The organism is Bacillus sp. S/N-304-OC-R1 (genome assembly GCF_019749375.1).
Lineage (GTDB): Bacteria > Bacillota > Bacilli > Bacillales > Cytobacillaceae > Cytobacillus.
The window spans coordinates 381,123-400,786 of record NZ_JACWFE010000001.1 but is presented as its reverse complement, the minus strand read 5'-3'; the positions used below and the strand labels follow the sequence as shown (position 1 = coordinate 400,786).

Annotated in this window: 21 protein-coding genes; all 21 read left to right on the top strand. The window is 36.4% G+C overall.

Going from position 1 to position 19,664, the window contains the following annotated elements:
- Positions 1-365 precede the first annotated feature (365 nt).
- On the top strand, positions 366-2,441 hold the full coding sequence (gene topA, locus H0173_RS01950) for a type I DNA topoisomerase (protein WP_221844231.1): 2,076 nt from the start codon (positions 366-368) through the stop codon (positions 2,439-2,441).
- 181 nt (positions 2,442-2,622) lie between these two features.
- Positions 2,623-3,933 carry an FADH(2)-oxidizing methylenetetrahydrofolate--tRNA-(uracil(54)-C(5))-methyltransferase TrmFO gene (trmFO, locus tag H0173_RS01945; RefSeq protein WP_221844230.1) on the top strand — a complete coding sequence of 437 codons (1,311 nt, stop codon included), beginning with the start codon at positions 2,623-2,625 and terminating at the stop codon, positions 3,931-3,933.
- A 57-nt stretch (positions 3,934-3,990) separates the two neighbouring features.
- Entirely contained in the window at positions 3,991-4,893 is a 903-nt protein-coding gene (gene xerC, locus H0173_RS01940; protein WP_221844229.1) for a tyrosine recombinase XerC, read from the top strand.
- A gap of 55 nt (positions 4,894-4,948) precedes the next feature.
- Positions 4,949-5,491, top strand: a complete 543-nt coding sequence (hslV, locus tag H0173_RS01935; RefSeq protein WP_221844228.1) for an ATP-dependent protease subunit HslV — start codon at positions 4,949-4,951, stop codon at positions 5,489-5,491.
- An 18-nt stretch (positions 5,492-5,509) separates the two neighbouring features.
- A complete protein-coding gene (gene hslU / locus H0173_RS01930) occupies positions 5,510-6,913 on the top strand; it encodes an ATP-dependent protease ATPase subunit HslU (RefSeq protein WP_221844227.1) in 1,404 nt (467 codons plus the stop codon).
- Positions 6,914-7,017: 104 nt separating this feature from the next.
- The gene (gene codY / locus H0173_RS01925; RefSeq protein ID WP_221844226.1) at positions 7,018-7,797 is read left to right on the top strand and encodes a GTP-sensing pleiotropic transcriptional regulator CodY; all 780 of its coding nucleotides are present in this window, start codon (positions 7,018-7,020) and stop codon (positions 7,795-7,797) included.
- A gap of 400 nt (positions 7,798-8,197) precedes the next feature.
- Positions 8,198-8,590, top strand: a complete 393-nt coding sequence (flgB, locus tag H0173_RS01920; protein ID WP_221844225.1) for a flagellar basal body rod protein FlgB — start codon at positions 8,198-8,200, stop codon at positions 8,588-8,590.
- A 2-nt stretch (positions 8,591-8,592) separates the two neighbouring features.
- Positions 8,593-9,051, top strand: a complete 459-nt coding sequence (gene flgC, locus H0173_RS01915; RefSeq protein ID WP_221844224.1) for a flagellar basal body rod protein FlgC — start codon at positions 8,593-8,595, stop codon at positions 9,049-9,051.
- 28 nt (positions 9,052-9,079) lie between these two features.
- Positions 9,080-9,373, top strand: coding sequence for a flagellar hook-basal body complex protein FliE (fliE, locus tag H0173_RS01910; RefSeq protein WP_396021175.1), 294 nt, complete (start codon positions 9,080-9,082; stop codon positions 9,371-9,373).
- A 103-nt stretch (positions 9,374-9,476) separates the two neighbouring features.
- Positions 9,477-11,072: a flagellar basal-body MS-ring/collar protein FliF gene (gene fliF, locus H0173_RS01905; RefSeq protein WP_221844222.1), complete on the top strand. Its 1,596-nt coding sequence runs from the start codon at positions 9,477-9,479 to the stop codon at positions 11,070-11,072.
- 11 nt (positions 11,073-11,083) lie between these two features.
- Positions 11,084-12,100 (top strand): flagellar motor switch protein FliG, encoded by a 1,017-nt coding sequence (gene fliG, locus H0173_RS01900; RefSeq protein WP_221844221.1) that lies wholly within the window; start codon positions 11,084-11,086, stop codon positions 12,098-12,100.
- Positions 12,084-12,863 carry a flagellar assembly protein FliH gene (gene fliH / locus H0173_RS01895; protein WP_221844220.1) on the top strand — a complete coding sequence of 260 codons (780 nt, stop codon included), beginning with the start codon at positions 12,084-12,086 and terminating at the stop codon, positions 12,861-12,863. Before fliG ends, fliH begins: the two co-directional genes overlap by 17 nt.
- A 2-nt stretch (positions 12,864-12,865) precedes the next feature.
- Entirely contained in the window at positions 12,866-14,185 is a 1,320-nt protein-coding gene (fliI, locus tag H0173_RS01890) for a flagellar protein export ATPase FliI (protein ID WP_221844219.1), read from the top strand.
- A gap of 5 nt (positions 14,186-14,190) precedes the next feature.
- On the top strand, positions 14,191-14,634 hold the full coding sequence (gene fliJ, locus H0173_RS01885; RefSeq protein WP_221844218.1) for a flagellar export protein FliJ: 444 nt from the start codon (positions 14,191-14,193) through the stop codon (positions 14,632-14,634).
- A gap of 9 nt (positions 14,635-14,643) precedes the next feature.
- Entirely contained in the window at positions 14,644-15,258 is a 615-nt protein-coding gene (locus H0173_RS01880) for a MotE family protein (protein ID WP_221844217.1), read from the top strand.
- Between the two features lie 36 nt (positions 15,259-15,294).
- Positions 15,295-16,554 carry a flagellar hook-length control protein FliK gene (locus H0173_RS01875; RefSeq protein ID WP_221844216.1) on the top strand — a complete coding sequence of 420 codons (1,260 nt, stop codon included), beginning with the start codon at positions 15,295-15,297 and terminating at the stop codon, positions 16,552-16,554.
- Positions 16,555-16,567: 13 nt separating this feature from the next.
- Positions 16,568-17,200, top strand: coding sequence for a flagellar hook assembly protein FlgD (flgD, locus tag H0173_RS01870; RefSeq protein ID WP_221844215.1), 633 nt, complete (start codon positions 16,568-16,570; stop codon positions 17,198-17,200).
- Positions 17,201-17,215: 15 nt separating this feature from the next.
- Entirely contained in the window at positions 17,216-17,602 is a 387-nt protein-coding gene (locus H0173_RS01865) for a TIGR02530 family flagellar biosynthesis protein (RefSeq protein ID WP_221844214.1), read from the top strand.
- A 77-nt stretch (positions 17,603-17,679) separates the two neighbouring features.
- Positions 17,680-18,924: a flagellar hook protein FlgE gene (locus H0173_RS01860; RefSeq protein WP_221844213.1), complete on the top strand. Its 1,245-nt coding sequence runs from the start codon at positions 17,680-17,682 to the stop codon at positions 18,922-18,924.
- Between the two features lie 55 nt (positions 18,925-18,979).
- Complete coding sequence (locus tag H0173_RS01855; protein ID WP_221844212.1) at positions 18,980-19,201, top strand: flagellar FlbD family protein; 222 nt, start codon at positions 18,980-18,982, stop codon at positions 19,199-19,201.
- Positions 19,191-19,619, top strand: coding sequence for a flagellar basal body-associated protein FliL (gene fliL, locus H0173_RS01850; protein ID WP_221844211.1), 429 nt, complete (start codon positions 19,191-19,193; stop codon positions 19,617-19,619). The genes H0173_RS01855 and fliL overlap by 11 nt, the downstream gene beginning before the upstream one ends.
- The last annotated feature ends 45 nt before the right edge of the window (positions 19,620-19,664 follow it).

The window sequence follows — 19,664 nt, the reverse complement described above, 5'->3', positions numbered from 1 at the left end:
TTTTTCAAATTTGCTCAAAAGGCTTGAAATTCCATCCAAACTGTTATACATTTTGCAACAGATGTTCGAAATTGCGAATGGAAAAATTACCTAATTCAATAGACCATTTAAAATGAAACCGCTTTTATATTGATATTAATGTTTGACAAAGATGAAAGAGTTGTACAATAATAGTTGATATTTCTTCAACCATTATTCACAACCTAATAATATCAGCATTTTTTATCTTACAAAGTTATTTCTAAGTAGAAAAAAGACTTTACTGTCGGTAAAGCAATAAAATAATTGGTATTAAGTATTTGAAGCTGTGTTAATAGTCATCTTACTTGAACCGAAATAAAATCCCCTCTTAAGGAGGACTAGGAATGTCAGAGTTTTTAGTTATCGTTGAGTCACCTGCAAAGGCAAAAACGATTGAGCGTTATCTAGGTAAAAAATATAAAGTAAAAGCATCAATGGGACATGTTCGGGACCTTCCGAAAAGCCAAACAGGTGTTGATATAGATAATCAATATGAACCTAAATATATAACAATTCGCGGTAAGGGCCCTGTTTTAAAAGAATTAAAAACGGCCGCAAAAAAAGCTAAAAAAATATACCTTGCAGCTGACCCTGATCGTGAAGGTGAGGCAATTGCTTGGCATTTAGCACATAGTTTGAATATGGATATTACATCAGATTGTCGTGTTGTGTTTAATGAGATTACTAAAGATGCGATAAAAGATTCATTTAAAAATCCAAGACCAATTAATACAGATCTTGTTGATGCTCAGCAAGCAAGGCGGATCCTTGATCGATTAGTAGGTTATAATATTAGCCCATTACTATGGAAAAAAGTAAAAAAAGGGTTAAGTGCAGGTAGGGTTCAATCCGTAGCCGTTCGATTAATTATTGATAGAGAAAAAGAAATTAAAGCGTTTGAACCAGAGGAATATTGGTCAATTGATGGTGAATTTCTAAAAGGGAAAGACAGCTTTGAAGCATCCTTTTATGGCATTGGCAAAGAAAAGCTTGAATTAAAATCTAAAGAAGATGTTGAAAATGTTTTAAGTAAAATGTCTGATGGCACGTTTTCAGTCACATCTGTTACTAAAAAAGAGCGAAAAAGAAATCCTGCGGCTCCATTTACGACATCTTCACTACAACAGGAAGCGGCAAGGAAATTAAATTTTCGCGCGAAAAAAACAATGATGCTCGCGCAGCAGCTTTATGAAGGGATTGATCTTGGCAAAGAGGGTACGGTTGGTTTGATTACTTATATGAGAACCGATTCAACTCGTATTTCCGAAATTGCCCAGACAGAGGCTTCAAATTATATTGACCAAACGTTTGGAAAAGATTATCTATCTTCAGAACCGAAAAAAGAAAAGAAGAAATCCAATACACAAGATGCCCATGAAGCGATACGGCCTACAAGTGTTACAAATGATCCAGCTAGTCTTAAAGAGTTTTTATCTAGGGATCAGCTGCGTCTGTACAAATTAATTTGGGAACGATTTATTGCAAGTCAAATGGCACCAGCCATTATGGATACAATGAGTGTAGATTTGAAAAACGGAGAGGTCATTTTCCGAGCAACTGGATCTAAGATAAAGTTTCCAGGCTTTATGAAGGTATATGTTGAGGGAACAGACGATCAAGATGATGTAAAGGATAAAATGCTTCCTGATCTTAAGGAAGGTGATGAGGTCTTTAAAAAAGATATTGAACCTAAACAGCATTTTACTCAGCCTCCACCTCGTTATACAGAGGCTCGTCTTGTAAAAACTCTTGAGGAACTTGGGATTGGTCGCCCATCTACATTTGCACCTACTTTAGATACGATCCAAAAGCGTGGGTATGTAGCATTAGATAACAAGCGATTTATTCCAACTGAGCTTGGAGAAATTGTTCATGAGTTAATCCTCGAATTTTTCCCTGACATTCTTGACGTAGAATTTACGGCAAAGATGGAGAAGGATCTCGATTATGTTGAAGAAGGCAAAGTAAATTGGGTAGATATCATTCATAATTTTTACATTGACTTTGAAAAGCATCTTGAAATTGCCGAAAAGGAAATGCAAGAGGTCGAGATTAAAGATGAGCCTGCAGGAGAAGATTGCGGACAATGCGGCAGCCCTATGGTATTTAAAATGGGACGCTTCGGTAAGTTTATGGCTTGCAGCAATTTCCCTGACTGCAGAAATACAAAACCAATTGTGAAAGAGATTGGTGTTAAGTGTCCGAAGTGTAATGAAGGAAATATAATAGAAAGAAAAAGTAAAAAGCGCCGGATTTTTTATGGTTGCGACCGTTTTCCGGAATGTGACTTTATTTCATGGGATAAGCCTTTACCGCGCAGCTGTCCAAAATGTGAGAATACGCTTATTGAAAAGAAGCTGAAAAAAGGTGTCCAAGTCCAATGTATCGAATGTGACTATAAGGAAGAAAAGCAAAGTTAAGGGTGGGCGATGCGCTCACTCTTTTCTAATGAAATAACTTTTATTCCAACTTTTACTTAAAACAGAATAAATTTAATCATTTTTATAGATAAATTATTATTTATGAGAATTGTTTCATTGCAAAGTGATAACGATTAGGTGTAAAGTAAGAGAGCTATGTTTCAAAAGCGGAGGTAAGAAAATGAATAATACAGTTAATGTTATAGGTGCTGGGTTAGCTGGAAGCGAGGCAGCCTGGCAGCTTGCTAATAGAGGAATTAAAGTAAACCTATATGAAATGAGACCAGTTAAACAAACTCCGGCTCATCATACAGAAAAATTTGCAGAACTAGTCTGCAGTAACTCATTACGTGCAAATACGCTAACGAATGCTGTTGGGGTGTTAAAAGAAGAAATGAGGAAATTAAACTCAATTATTATTGAGTCTGCGGATGCTTGTGCAGTCCCTGCTGGAGGAGCATTAGCAGTTGACCGCCATGAATTTGCAGGTCGAGTAACAGAAAAAGTTAAGAATCACCCAAATGTAACAGTTATCAATGAAGAAGTAGTTGGAATTCCTGAAGGTCCGACGATAATAGCAACAGGACCATTAACGAGCGAGTCATTGTCAGCCAAGCTTAAGGAATTGTCAGGGGAAGAATATTTATATTTCTATGATGCTGCAGCCCCAATCATTGAGAAAGAGTCCATTAATATGGATAAAGTTTACCTTAAATCACGCTATGATAAAGGGGAAGCTGCTTACTTAAACTGTCCGATGACAGAAGAAGAGTTTAATACATTTTATGAAGCTTTAATAAGCGCTGAAACAGTGCCATTAAAAGAATTTGAAAAAGAAATCTTTTTTGAAGGCTGTATGCCAATTGAAGTAATGGCTAACAGAGGGAAAAAGACCATGCTTTTTGGTCCAATGAAGCCAGTAGGTTTAGAAGATCCTAAAACGGGAAAAAGACCATATGCAGTCGTACAGCTTCGTCAGGACGATGCGGCTGGAACACTATACAATATTGTTGGATTTCAAACTCACCTTAAATGGGGTCCTCAAAAAGAGGTTATCCAATTAATACCGGGTTTGGAGAATGCTGAAATTGTTCGTTACGGAGTTATGCACCGGAATACTTTTATTAACTCCCCTAAAGTATTAAAATCAACTTATCAATTTAAAAATCGGGATGATCTCTTTTTTGCTGGCCAGATGACAGGGGTAGAGGGCTATGTAGAATCAGCTGCAAGCGGCTTAGTAGCTGGAATTAATGCTGCAAGATTTGTGAATGGAGAAGAGTTACTTGAATTTCCTCATGAAACAGTAATCGGAAGCATGGCAAGATATATTACATCGGCTAATGAAAAAAGCTTTCAGCCAATGAATGCAAACTTTGGCTTGATGCCTGAGCTTCCAGTTAAAATAAGAGGAAAGAAAGAGCGAAATGAGCAGCACGCTAACAGAGCGTTAGAAACAATTCAGAACTTTGCGAAAAGTAAGGAGATTTAATTGCAAGGGCTTCTAAAATGTGATACTATTTAGAAGCCCTTGTGAGGTGATTAATAAATGGACCAAAATGTGAACAATTCGTTAAACATGTTTATTGAATATTTACAAATCGAGAAAAATTATTCACAATATACTATTGAACATTATCAGCAAGATATTAACGAATTTTATATGTTCATATCTGAACAAGGAATTAGCAAGCTGGAAAATGTTAAATACTTTGATGTCCGAATTTATTTAACAAAGCTTTTTGAAAAAAAATTAGCAAGAAAATCAGTTGCAAGAAAAATTTCTTGTTTACGAAGTTTTTTTCGATTCCTTGTTAGAGAAAAAATAGTCTCCGAAAATCCTTTTGCTCTAGCTTCAATTCCAAAGCTTGAAAAAAGGCTTCCGGAATTTTTTTATGAGGAAGAATTGAAAGAGTTATTTAATGCATGTAAATCGGATACGATATTAGGGCAAAGAAACAAAGCTTTATTAGAACTGCTTTACGCAACGGGTATTCGTGTAAGTGAATGCAGTAATATCCGGTTAAATGATTTAGATATGCATTTATCAACCGTTTTAGTTCAGGGCAAGGGTAATAAGCAAAGGTACATTCCATTTGGAAGCTTCGCCCAAGACGCCTTACAATATTACATACAACATGGCCGCCAAAGCTTGCTTGCTAAGGAAGCACCTAACGATTATTTATTTTTAAATAGCAGAGGGAGACCATTAACACCTCGGGGCATTAGGCATATTCTTAATCAGCTGATTGAACAGTCATCTTTAAATGGCAAAATACATCCCCATATGCTTAGACATTCGTTTGCAACACATTTACTTGCAAATGGTGCAGATATGAGAACCGTTCAGGAATTGCTAGGTCATGCTTTTTTATCGTCAACACAAGTATATACACATGTTACTAGTGAGTATTTAAGAAGTTCTTATTTAGCCCATCATCCTAGAGCTTAGCACCATATGGATGCTTTGCCCAATATAGGAATACTAGGCAAAAGGAGGATAAAGAATGTCTCAATTCCATGCAACAACTATATTTGCTGTGCAACATAAAGGAGAATGTGCAATGGCCGGTGATGGCCAGGTTACATTTGGCAATGCGGTTGTAATGAAACATACTGCACGTAAAGTTCGGAAACTGTTCAATGGGAAAGTCATTGCTGGATTTGCTGGTTCTGTTGCAGATGCGTTTACTTTATTCGAGATGTTTGAAGGAAAGCTTGAAGAGTATAATGGAAATCTTCAGCGGGCTGCAGTGGAGCTTGCCAAGCAATGGAGGAGTGATAAAGTATTGCGGAAACTTGAAGCAATGCTTATTGTCATGAATTCAGAAAGTATGCTTCTTATTTCGGGAACAGGTGAGGTTATTGAGCCTGACGACGGAATATTAGCTATTGGCTCAGGCGGACATTATGCTCTTGCTGCTGGAAGATCATTAAAACGCTATGCCGGTGACCATTTATCAGCTAAGGAGATTGCAAAAGCTTCACTGGAAATGGCAGCTGAAATATGTGTTTACACAAATCACAATATTATTGTGGAAGAACTGTAAGGGAGAGTGTTCTGACCGATGGTTAAAGGAATGAATTTAACACCCCGTCAAATCGTTGAAAAACTTGATCAGTTTATTATTGGTCAAAAGGAAGCGAAAAAAGCAGTAGCAGTAGCACTTAGGAACAGGTATCGCCGTGGACTATTAGATGAGAAGCTTCGTGATGAAATTAGCCCGAAAAACATTTTGATGATTGGGCCAACTGGTGTTGGTAAGACTGAAATTGCCCGCCGGATGGCAAAGTTAGTTGGAGCACCTTTTGTTAAGGTTGAAGCAACTAAATTTACTGAAGTCGGTTATGTCGGACGTGATGTTGAGTCTATGGTTAGGGACCTAGTTGAAACATCTGTAAGGCTTGTTAAGGAAGATAAAATGGCAAGTGTTAAGGAACGTGCTGAGGAAAGTGCAAACAGAATAATTATTGATTTATTAGTTCCTTCTAACAAAAAAACGGTTAACTATAAAAACCCTCTTGAAATGCTTTTTGGCGGTGGAAATGATCAAACTGAACAAGATACATCTTCTGATGATATGAATATTCAGGCAAAACGTAAAGTGGTTAAAGAAAAGCTAGCTTTAGGTGAACTTGAAAATGAATATATTACCGTTGAATTAGAAGAGCAGCAACCATCCATGTTTGATATGCTTCAAGGTTCTGGAATGGAACAAATGGGGATGAATATGCAGGATGCTTTAAGTAGTTTAATGCCAAAACGCAGAAAAAAAAGAAAGCTCACTGTTAGTGAAGCAAGAAAAATTCTTACGAACGAAGAGGCACAGAAATTAATTGATATGGATGAAGTGACTCAAGAAGCGGTTTTTCGTGCAGAGCAATCAGGAATTATTTTCATTGATGAAATTGATAAAATTGCCAGCAAAAATAATGGCGGATCGTCTGCTGATGTTTCCCGTGAAGGTGTTCAGCGTGATATTTTGCCGGTTGTAGAAGGTTCTACTGTTGTGACTAAATATGGCACTGTAAAAACAGATCATATTCTTTTTATGGCAGCTGGGGCATTTCACATGGCAAAACCATCAGACTTAATACCGGAATTGCAAGGGCGTTTTCCAATTAGGGTGGAGTTAACTAAGTTAACTGTTGAAGACTTCTTTAATATTTTAGTTGAGCCTGACAATGCTTTAATTAAACAATATCAAGCATTATTAGAAACAGAAGGTATACAAATTGAATTTTCTGACGATGCTATTCGTAGGATTGCTGAATTCGCATTCGAGGTAAATCAAAATACTGATAATATCGGAGCACGCCGTCTTCATACGATCATGGAAAAGCTGTTGGAAGATTTATCTTTTGAGGCTCCAGACGTAACAATGGAAAAAATATTAATCACTCCTCAGTATGTAGAGGAGAAATTAGGTGCAATATCTCGCAACAAGGACTTAAGTCAATTTATATTGTAAAATTTGTGTTAAATTATTTGTGAATAGATAGACAAATAATAATATTATGATTCAAGATAAAACAGAATAAAGCTTTATTGTTAAGCAAAATGGAGGAAAATTCAATGGATTTATTATCAAGAACAAGAAAAATTAATGCTATGCTTCAAAGAGCGGCTGGAAAACCTGTTAACTTTAAAGAAATGGCAGAGACATTAAGTGATGTTATTTCTGCAAATATTTTTGTTGTCAGCAGACGTGGGAAACTTTTAGGGTTTGCGGTAAATCAGCAAATTGAAAATGACCGTATGAAACAAATGCTAGCGGATCGTCAATTTCCTGAAGAATATACAAATAATCTTTTTAACATTCAAGAGACTTCACCAAACCTTGATGTTGAAAGTGAATATTCCGCATTCCCTGTTGAAAATAAAGACCTATTTAGAACAGGTTTAACAACAATTGTTCCAATTATCGGCGGCGGGGAGAGACTAGGTACTTTAATCCTTGCAAGATTAAACGAGCAATTCCATGATGACGATTTAATTTTAGCTGAGTATGGTGCAACAGTAGTAGGAATGGAAATTTTACGTGAAAAATCAGAAGAAATTGAAGAAGAAGCACGCAGCAAAGCAGTTGTACAAATGGCTATCAGTTCTCTTTCATATAGTGAACTTGAAGCGATTGAGCATATATTTGAAGAACTAAGCGGCAGCGAAGGTCTTCTTGTAGCTTCTAAAATAGCTGACCGTGTGGGAATTACAAGATCGGTTATCGTCAATGCACTAAGAAAATTAGAAAGTGCAGGCGTAATTGAATCAAGATCACTTGGTATGAAAGGAACTTATATTAAAGTTCTGAATGACAAGTTTTTATATGAGCTTGAAAAATTAAAATCTCACTAAAATATTTGCAAAAAAACCTCCTTCTTTCGACAAAAAGGGAGGTTTTTTATTGTTCGCATATTACATTTATTAATTTTTTTAAAATGTTTTTTACGTTAATTACTAAATTTCATTTCAATGTTATAGGACTTTTTTAATATTTGTGTTAAAGTTATCAGGTTATTTGTTCGTAAATTTGTTATTATTTACAAAGTTTTACTCTTTCCTACAAGATTTTCTCGATCTATAATAAAAAATGGGAATAAGGTCATGTTAAAAGTATCCTAAGTATCATAGACAGATTATTTCATTTTCATTACAATAAAAGGTAAGCGACATAAATCGTTTTTTTTCTTCTAATTTCAACATTTTACTTAAATGCCAAATTTATCTTAAAAATAGCATTAATGAGGTGCGTTTTATGAAGTTATTTTCTAATACAATAACGTCTCTTGAAAATGGTCTTAATTATTCTGCACTAAAACAAAAAGTAATCTCACAAAACATTGCTAATGAAGCAACTCCAGGCTATAAAGCAAAAGATGTTAGCTTTAAACAGTCATTAGAGGAAGCAGTAAATGTAATACATGCAAACCGCACAGATATGCGTCATTTTGACTTTCAAGGCAGTCAGCTCTCAAATGCTGGAGTGATCACAAAAAAAAATGTTTCTTACAATCATAATGGAAATAGTGTTGATATAGATAAAGAAATGACAGATTTAGCAGGTAACCAAATCTATTACAACGCCCTTATCGAGAGAATTAACGGTAAGTTTTCGAGTTTGCAGACAGTCATTAGAGGAGGTAAATAACAATGTCGATTTTTCATAGTATGAATAATTCTGCTTCCGCATTAACAGCGCAGCGTTTAAGAATGGATGTTATTTCTTCCAATATGGCGAATGTGGACTCAACTAGAGGAAAGCTAGTGAATGGGGAATGGCAGCCTTACCGCAGAAAATCTGTCATACTCGAACCAAAAGAAGGTCAATTTTCAAATTTCCTAAATAAAGCAATGAATCGCTCTAATGCAGATGGAGCAGGAAATGGTGTAAAGGTTACAAGAATTGTGGAAGATCAAACACCATTTAAGCTTGTTTATAATCCTGAGCATCCTGATGCTAATGCTGAAGGATATGTCGAACTTCCTAATGTGGATCCTTTGAAAGAGATGGTAGATTTAATTAGTGCTACTAGATCGTATGAAGCTAATGTGACTGTCTTGAATGCTTCGAAGAGCATGTTGATGAAAGCATTGGAAATCGGGAAATAAAGGAGCAGAGTAGATGAATAATATAGGGATGGCTTCTGTAAGCCAAATTTTAAAACCGCAGGAACCAAAACAGACTCATACATATACACCATACGAGGCTCAAAAGAGTTTTGCGTCCGTATTAAAGAAATCTATTGAAGAAGTTAATAAACTTCAAAATGTATCTGATAATATGACAGAAAAACTAGTAAGAGGCGAAAATATAGATTTGCACCAAGTTATGATTGCTTCACAAAAAGCAAGCATAACACTTCAGACAACATTGGAAATCCGCAATAAAGTAATTGAGGCATACCAAGAAACGATGCGTATGCAAGTTTAATAGAATAGTTGTTTTTTGTTAATTGAACAATTTTGAAGCTAAAAACTACTGTTTTGCGGTTATTAGCTGCCAAAGAATGAGACAGAATAACCGGGGGATTGAAATGAAAGAATCGTTTCGGAAATATAAAGAGAAAATTCAAGAGTTTTTGCAAAGTCGAACCAAAAAGCAGAAAATATTGCTCTTTGGTTCCATACTTTTATTTATAATTCTGGTAACTAGTTTATCCTTGTTGGCAACGAGAACAACATATGTGCCGCTTTATAGCAATCTTTCACCTTCTGAAACAGGAACGATAAAAGAGAGTCTAGATGGCCGAGGGATAAAATCGGAAATTACTGATGGTGGAACAACGATTAAAGTGCCTGAGGAAGTAGTGGACACGCTTAAAGTTGAACTGGCTGCTGAAGGGATACCGAAATCAGGTAATATTGATTACTCATTTTTCAGCCAAAATGCAGGCATAGGCACAACGGAAAATGAATTTAAAATGATTAAATTAGATTCAATGCAAACAGAATTAGCAAATTTAATAAAAGGAATTGATGGGATTAATGACGCAAAGGTTATGATTAACCTTCCGGAAAAAGGAATCTTTGTGAAAGACTCGTCTGAAGAAGCTTCTGCTTCGATTGTTTTGAATACAAAACCAGGGTATAAATTTGAGGAATCACAGATCCAAGCTCTTTATCATTTAGTCTCAAAAAGTATTCCAAACCTACCTACTGATAATATCGTCATAACGAATCAGTTTTTTGAGTACTTTGATCTAAAAAATAATCAAAATTCTACTCCTGGTTCAACTTTTGCTGAACAGCATGAAATTAAAAAGCAAATTGAACGCGATGTACAGCGCCAAGTCCAAGGAATGCTCGGCACATTAATGGGTCAGGACAAGGTAGTTGTGTCTGTAACAGCAGATGTTGACTTTACCCAGGAAAATAGAGAAGAAAATCTCGTCACTCCAGTAGATGAAGAAAATATGGCGGGAATTGCTATCAGTGCCCAAAAGATTACAGAAACCTTTACGGGAAGTGCAGATCAAGCCGGCGGATTAGCTGCTGCTGAAGATCCTGCAGATGTACCGGGGTCTTCCTACTTAGAGGGAAATGGAACAAACGGAGATTATGAGAAAGTACAAGAAACTTTTAATAATGAAGTAAACAAAATTCGTAAAGAAATCGTAGAAAGTCCTTATAAAGTAAGAGACTTAGGTATCCAGGTAATGGTTGAACCGCCGAAACCAGATGATCCAACTTCACTACCTCAAGAAAGAGTAGATGATATCACAAAAATTCTGGCAACCATTGTGCGGACAACAATTGATAAAAAAGCCGGAACACAAGAACTGACGGATGAGGCAATCAATAACAAAATTGTTGTATCTGTTCAGCCGTTTAATGGAAAAGTGCAATTCACTGAAGATGTTAAACAAGTTCTTCCTCTTTGGGCTTATATAGTAGGTGGAGTTCTTCTGGCTATTATTGGATTGTTAATCTTCTTATTTATTAGAGCAAGAAGAAAACAAAAAGCTGAAGCAGAAGAATTATTAGAAATGGAAGAAGCCATTTATGTTCCTGATGTAAACGAGGAGCAGGAAACTGAAAGCTCAATGCGCAAAAAGCAGCTTGAAAAAATGGCTAAGGAAAAACCAGAGGATTTTGCCAAACTATTGCGTACTTGGATTGCTGAAGATTAGGAGGTATGGGAATGGCAAAGAAAGATTCAAAAGAATTAACGGGGAAACAAAAGGCAGCCATACTTCTAATTTCGCTCGGACCTGATGTTGCATCTTCGGTATATAAGCATTTAAGTGAAGAAGAAATAGAAAAGTTAACTTTGGAAATTTCCGGAGTAAAGAAAGTGGATTCTTTGGCAAAAGAAGAAATTCTAGAGGAGTTTCATAATATTGCATTAGCACAAGATTATATTTCACAAGGCGGTATTGGTTATGCAAAAACGGTGTTAGAAAAAGCGCTCGGTAATGAACAAGCTGCGATTATTATTAATCGACTAACATCATCATTACAAGTAAGACCGTTTGATTTTGCCAGAAAAGCTGATCCTGCACAAATATTAAACTTTATTCAAAATGAGCATCCGCAAACAATTGCCTTAATTTTATCTTATTTAGATGCTGCTCAAGCTGGACAAATTTTATCTGAGCTGCCTCAAGAAATGCAAGCGGATATTGCAAGAAGAATTGCAGTTATGGATAGTACTGCTCCTGAAATTATTAATGAAGTCGAACAAATTCTTGAAAGAAAACTATCCGCAACTGTTACACAAGACTACACACAAACTGGTGGAATTGAAGCGGTTGTTGATGTTCTGAATGGTGTAGACCGTTCTACAGAACGGACGATTCTAGACGCATTAGAAATTCAAGATCCAGAGCTGGCTGAAGAAATTAAGAAAAGAATGTTCGTATTTGAAGATATTGTTACCCTTGATAACCGTGCCATTCAGCGTGTTATCCGCGATTGTGAAAGTGAAGATCTTATGCTTTCACTTAAAGTATCAAGTGATGAAGTTAAAGAGATTATATTCAAGAATATGTCCAAACGAATGGTTGAAACGTTTAAGGATGAAATGGAATATATGGGACCTGTTAGACTTCGTGATGTTGAAGAGGCACAATCAAGAATCGTTGCCATTATTCGCCGCCTAGAAGAAGCTGGAGAAATCGTCGTCGCACGCGGCGGGGGAGATGATATTATTGTCTAGATTAATAAAAGGTGTTTCCCCTTTAGTTAATCAAGTTCCCAATGACAAAAAGGTCATCTCAATAAAGCTGTTTAAACCAGATCTTAAGGACGACGAGATTACTCCAAATCCAATAAATATGGATGAGCTGACACAATCTATTATTGAAAATGCCCAAAGAGAGGCAGAAGAGATATTAAGAAGTGCAAGGCATGAGGCGGAGCAAATCCGTGAAAAACTGGATGAAAATATTCAAGACTTTGAATTGGAAAAAGTAAGGATAACTGAGAGCGCCAAGGAATCCGGATTTGCTGCTGGCTTTGAAGAAGGACGAGAAAAAGGATACTTAGAATATCATGATGTCATTCAACTGGCACGTTCTGTTGTTGATTCAGCAAAAGCAGATTACCGTTCACATGTTGAATCATCTGACCGAGAAATTCTAGAAATTGGCATTAAAGTAGCCGGAAAAATTCTAGGGAAAACAATTGAAGAAAACGGGGAAGAATTCCTAACTCTTGTTAAGAGAGCATTAAAAGAGGCTAGAGAAAATCAAGAGGTTCAACTGCATGTAAACCCAATCCATTTTGATTTGCTGCTTGCTAACAAAGAAGAGCTCAAAATGCTCTTTCCAAGGGAAGTAGACTTATTCATTTATCCTGATGACGAATTAGTAGAGTCTAGCTGTGTTATTGAATCGGTTAATGGAAGAATTGACGCTAGCATTGACAGTCAGCTAGAAGAAATTAAACGCAAGCTTATTGAAATGCTAGAGGGTGAATAGGAATGAAACTTCTTGATGTGATCGGACAAATTGATGGTCTTGATTCTTTTAAACGTTTTGGGAGAGTTAAAAGAGTAGTAGGATTAATGATTGAATCTCAAGGTCCACCTGAAAGCTCGATTGGTGATGTGTGTTATATACACGTTGGAAACAAGAAAAATAGAGTGATTCAAGCAGAAGTTGTTGGCTTTAAAAATGAAGAAGTTATTTTAATGCCATTTACGACAATAAACGATATTTCACCTGGAAGCTTAGTTGAGGCGACTTCAAGACCATTAGAGATAAAGGTAGGTCCCCAATTAATCGGCACAATTATTGATTCTATTGGACAGCCGCTTGATGGATCACCATTGCCAAAAGGATTATCTCCAGCACCAACTGAACAAGAGCCGCCAAATCCAATGCAGAGACCCCCTATCTCTTCTTCTATAGAAGTAGGTGTTCGAATGATTGATAGTTTATTAACTGTTGGAATTGGACAGCGAGTAGGAATTTTTGCTGGTAGTGGAGTAGGCAAAAGTACTTTACTAGGTATGGTTGCACGGAATACAACAGCAGACTTAAATGTTATTGCTTTAATAGGTGAGCGGGGAAGAGAAGTTCGTGAATTTATAGAACGTGATCTTGGCCCAGAAGGACTTAGCCGATCAATTGTCGTTGTGGCAACTTCTGATCAGCCAGCGTTAATGAGGATAAAAGGTGCCTATACAGCAACCGCAATTGCTGAATACTTCCGTGATAAAGGTCTCAATGTCATGCTGATGATGGATTCAGTAACAAGGGTGGCAATGGCACAAAGAGAAGTGGGTCTTGCCATTGGGGAGCCTCCAACAACTAAAGGATACACACCTTCTGTGTTTGCTATTTTACCAAAGCTTCTTGAAAGAACAGGAACGAATGAAAAAGGTTCAATCACAGCCTTTTATACCGTTTTAGTTGATGGCGATGATATGAATGAACCAATTGCTGATACAGTCCGTGGGATATTAGATGGCCATTTTGTTTTGGATCGGGCTCTGGCGAATAAAGGTCAATATCCAGCTGTTAATGTTTTAAAAAGTGTCAGCAGGGTGATGAATAATATTGTCCCTCGTGAACATATATCAGCCGCTGAAAAATTGCGTGAAGCATTAAGTACTTATATAAATGCTGAAGATTTAATTAATATAGGTGCCTATAAAAAAGGATCATCAATAGAAATAGATGAGGCAATCAGGCTCTATCCTAACATTATTTCTTTTTTGAAACAGGGAACACATGAAAACGTATCTTTTCAGGAAAGTGTTAATCAACTTTATAATCTTGTTGGGGAAGGAGAGTAATTTTCATGCAATACCAATTCAAATTTGAAAAGATTCTTTCGATTAAAGAAAGAGAGAAGGATGAAGCGTTAAATGTCTTTAATCAATCCGTTAAAAGATTTGAAACGGCTGCTGAAAAATTATATGAACTCCTAAAGAAAAAAGAGGATTTAGAAACTTATCAATCCTCAAGGTTAGTAAATGGTTTGCCCGTTCAGGAAATAAGACATCATCAGCATTTTATTCATAATCTTGAGAGAACGATAGAGCATTATCAGCAAATTGTTATAAATGCACGTAATCACATGAACTTTCAGCAGGAAAGACTTGTTGAAAAAAATGTAGAAGTAAAAAAATATGAAAAGATGAAAGAAAAAGATCGGATAAGCTATGCTGAAAGTGTTAGACAGGAAGAGGTCAAGCAAATGGATGATATCTCGATCCAGCACTACATGAATCGGGGAAATTAGGTGGTTAACGTGGAAAAGGTTTTAGAGGAAAAAGAATCGAAAAAACAATCAAGATTCCAGGGATTCATTATTGTAGTCTTAATTCCGCTGCTATTTGCTATAACTGTTGCACTTATTGTTATGACAGTACTTGGTGTAAATGTCTTTGAACTAACAAAGGAATATAGTCAAAAAATCCCGTTTATATCTTCCTCTTTGAAAGAAGATGAACAAAAAACAGTTAAGGGTCTTGAATCTAAAATGATTGAGCTTGAAGCTGAAATTAAGGACAGAGAAGCAAAGGTTTCAAAGCTTGAAACTGAATTAAAGGGTAAGGACGATGAAATTTCACAAATCCAAATAGAAAAGCAACGCCTTGAGGAAGAAATAATGGAATTAAAGGCAATGAAAGAAGACAACAAGCGTGCATTTAAGGACATTATTAAAACATATGAAACGATATCGCCTAAAAAAGCAGCTCCAATCATATCACAAATGGGTGATGAAGAAGCATTGCAAATCCTTTCAAGCATTAAAGCTGATACATTAGCAGCAATTATGGAAAAAATGAAGCCGGAAGATGCAGCAAGATATACCGAGCTTTTGACAGCTACTGCTGAAAATAAATCAGCTGATTTACCTTAAATACATAAATCAATATGTTGAAAGGAGGTGTGAAAGATGGAGACTAGTGGCTTAGGAACGATTAATGCAATTGTTTCCAATGGTGGTAAATCTATTTCTTCTGGAAAAACCGGAAGCGGATTTGATTCTTTACTAACTGGAATAATGGGTGTTGAACCTGTTTTACCTAATGATTCTGCTAATATAACTTCAATTGATATGCCAAAAGCTGAGCTTACAGACTTAATTCAATACCTGCAAACTACAGATATTTTTAAAATGGAAAACGGGTCCCAGCTATTGGGGGAATGTGCAAATTCTGGTAGTTCAGATGTCATTAAACTTATTGAAGAGCAATTGAATTTATCTTCTGATGAGTTAATCCAGTTATTAAGCAAGTTGCACAATAGCCTAAATGTTAATATAGAAGAACAAAACGTCAGTATTGATCAACTTAAGAAAGATAATAAGGATGAGGATCAATCAGATTTAATCATTGCATTAATTCAATCAATCTTTTCAATCCAAAAGCAAGATATGAGAATCGAACCGACAAAAGAATTTGGACAAGCAATGAAAGCGATTAAGCTCTTTGAATTATTATCTGCACATAAAGGTTCCCTAGAGGATCAATTAAAATTAAAAGAATTTATGAAAAATATTAGCGAAAAGCTCGAGCTTGCTTTAAATACTGGAAGTACTATTGACAGAGTAGATTTTGCAAAGAAAACATTCCAATCACTTTTAAATGAACAAGGTGGTAAAACTCAAGCCGATTCTGAAATTGCCGGAAAAGGTCTAAATAAATCAGAGACGGTAAATCATCAAGGGTTTATTCAATTTCAGCAGATGAGTAAGCCAGAGCAGCTTTCTTTAATTACGAGTGCCGGAAAGCCTGTTTCAACAGAACAACTGTTAGAGCAATTTGAGTCAATTCTGTCAAGAAGCCAGTTGATGAAAAACGGAGGAACGCAGAGACTATTTATTAAGTTAAATCCAGAGCATCTTGGTGCACTTCGAGTAGAGCTTATTCAAAAGGACTCAACAATTATTGCACGTATTTTGACTTCCACGGCAAATGCTAAGGATATGATGGAATCTCAGTTAAATGGACTAAAGCAGGCATTTCACTCGCAAAATATTCAAGTAGAAAGAATTGAAATTTCTCAAAGCTATACTCAAGCTGATCGCAGTTTTAACCGTGACCAGCAGAATCAAGGCCAGGAAGGGCAACAGCACCAAGAAAGACAGCAAGAACAGCAAACAGAAGATTTTGATCTTTCATTTGCAGAAGCACTTCTCAATACAGAAGCGTAGGTGTAATTAGAAAATGACAAATACTATTGATTCGTCTTTATTGTTATCAAACTATCAAAAAGAACAGCGAAAAACCGGTTCTGATATTTTAGGCAAAGATGATTTTCTAAAAATATTAATGGTTCAGCTGCAAAACCAAGATCCAATGAATCCGATGCAGGATAAAGACTTTATTGCACAAATGGCGACATTCTCGACACTAGAGCAGATTACCAATATGGGTAAAACGATGGAGAAATTTGTTAAGGTCCAAGAGCAAAGTCAATTAATTGCATACAGCCAATTTGTAGGTAAGGACATTACTTGGCATAAAGTAACCGAAGCAAAGGATGATGCGGGGACACCTATCATAGAAGAAGGTAAAGGTAAAGTAGCATCTGTTCAGTTTAAAGACAACAATGTTCTATTTATCCTGGATGATGGAACAAAGCTAGAGCCAGGTAATATTTCACAAGTGAATGAAATTTCTAAAGAAAATGCAATGGTGCAGGCGAGCATGTTGATTGGGAAGTCAGTTACATATTTAGCGGACAAGGCAGAAAAAACAGGATTAGTGAAATCTGTTTCCTTTAAAGATGGAAAAACTCTATTTCAGCTGGATGATGAGAAGAACATTTCAGCATCACAGATTACAAAAATTGAATAATAAGTAGGTGATTGAATGGATAAAATGATGTTTCATCCGATTCAATCAAAGGCCGTAATAAACCCAAAGATTAGACCGATTAAACCGGAATTGCAAAGCAATAAATTTGCCGCCCATCTTCAAACGGCTCTTCAGCCACAAGGTAAATTAACAGTGAGTAAGCACGCCCAGGACCGCATGCAGCAAAGAGGAATCCAGATTAATGATACTCACTGGAAGCAAATTGCGGATAAAGTTTTTGAAGCTAGAAAAAAGGGTGTAAATGAATCTCTTGTATTATTGAAGGATGCTGCCCTAATCGTCAGCGCCAAAAACAATACAGTGATCACGGCAATGGATCGGGAGGAAGCCCGAACACAAATATTTACAAATATTAATGGGACCATTCTACTAGATCAATAAATATTGGCTGGACCTGAAAAAGGAAGCCAAAGCTGCGGACTGACAGAAGCAGCTGCATACGAAAGGAGCAATAATTAATGCTACGTTCAATGTATTCAGGTATTAGTGGATTAAGAAACTTTCAAACAAAACTAGATGTAATTGGTAATAACATAGCAAACGTAAATACAGCTGGATTCAAAAAAGGCCGTGTAACGTTTAAGGATGCTATGAGCCAGACGATTGCAGGGGCCAGTGCATCAACTGATAACCGTGGTGGTAAAAATGCAATGCAGGTTGGGCTTGGGTCATCGTTAGCTTCAATCGATACAATTCATACAGGTTCAAGCTTACAATCAACAAACCGTCCGCAAGACCTTTCAATTGAAGGAGATGGGTATTTTGTTGTTAAACAAGGAAATGCTCAATACTATACTCGCGCTGGTAACTTTTATCTAGATGATAAGGGTGCCTTAGTAAATGGAGATGGATATAAGGTACAAGCTTATAAATATGCAGCCGATGGGAAAACATTAACAAATAATTATGGTGATGTAGCGATCAATGTAAATGCAGTACTACCAGCTACACCGACAGATCAAATATCAGTATCAGGGAATCTTGATGTGGGTGCTATTGAAGGTACAATTATAACTCAACAAATAAAAGTTATTGATGAAAAGGGAAAAGTACATGATTTGGATGTTCATTATAAGAAAACTTCTGCAGATGAATGGCAGGTATATTATGGTGGCGTAACAAGAAAAGAATTAGAGGACGACGATACTATAGCAGGACAATTAAAGATTACGGTTGGTACGGATGGGAAATTAACACTAGATCCAGTAGATGGGTCCGCCATTTCCATCATACTTGGTAAAGATGAAAATGATGACGATATAGAATTAAAACCCAAAATTGCAATAGGCGATATTTCTGTAGATAAGGGGGGGACAACTGCATTTTCAGATCCAAATGGATATTTAGAGGGGAAATTAGAGAGTTTTAGTATCGGAGCAATGGGCGAAATAAATGGTGTCTATTCAAATGGAGAGATTGCAACACTTGGCCGTCTAGCGATAGCTAAATTTAGCAATACATCCGGTTTAAATAAAACTGGCTCTAACTTATTTCAAGAAACGATTAGCTCAGGAACAGCTAATGTTGGTGCTGCGGGGGATGGCCGGGGTACAATCGCTTCCGGCACATTAGAAATGTCCAATGTCGACCTATCAGAAGAGTTCACTGAAATGATCACTGCTCAACGCGGTTTCCAAGCAAATACTCGTATTATCACGACATCCGACGAAATTCTGCAAGAATTGGTTAACCTAAAACGATAGGTAAGGGAGGGACAGGGTCTTAAAGGCTGAGCTTTCTAAGACCCTGAACATAACATTGATTAAAGTAACAAAGCTAAATGGAAAACCATTTACATTGAATGCCGTGTTTATTGAGACAATTGAGTCGTTTCCTGATACGACCATTACGTTAACGAATGGCCGAAAATATGTTGTAAAGGAATCTGAGGATATTGTTTCTCTGCGAGTAAGGGAATTCTATCAATCTGTCGGCCTACTCGGGCAGCAGCAAATGGGAGAAAGAGAGAATGAAGAATAATAAGCTGGTCATGATTATGTTAATTATGCTTGTGGCAATTGCTCTTGTCGGAACGGTGGCAATTATCATTGTTAAACAGCTAAATGATAATTCAGGCAGTAAGGAACCAACTATTGATGAAGTATTAGCTGCGTCAGTGGATGTTCCGCAAATTACGACGAATCTAGCAAGCAATGATTTTATTCGTATATCTTTTAAAATTCAAACAGATAGCAAAAAAGCTAAAGAGGAATTAGAAAAAAGAGATTTTCAAGTAAAGGATATAATCATTCAAGAGTTATCCGAAATGAAGGCAGAAGATGTTCAAGGTAAAGATGGACAGCAAAAGCTAAAAGAGGATTTAAAAACAAAGATAAATAAGATTTTACAAAAAGGTGTAGTAAAGCAGGTTTATATTACTGAGAATCTCCTCCAATAGTATTAAAAATCATAATAAATAGCCTAAAACTGGAGGTGAGATTTC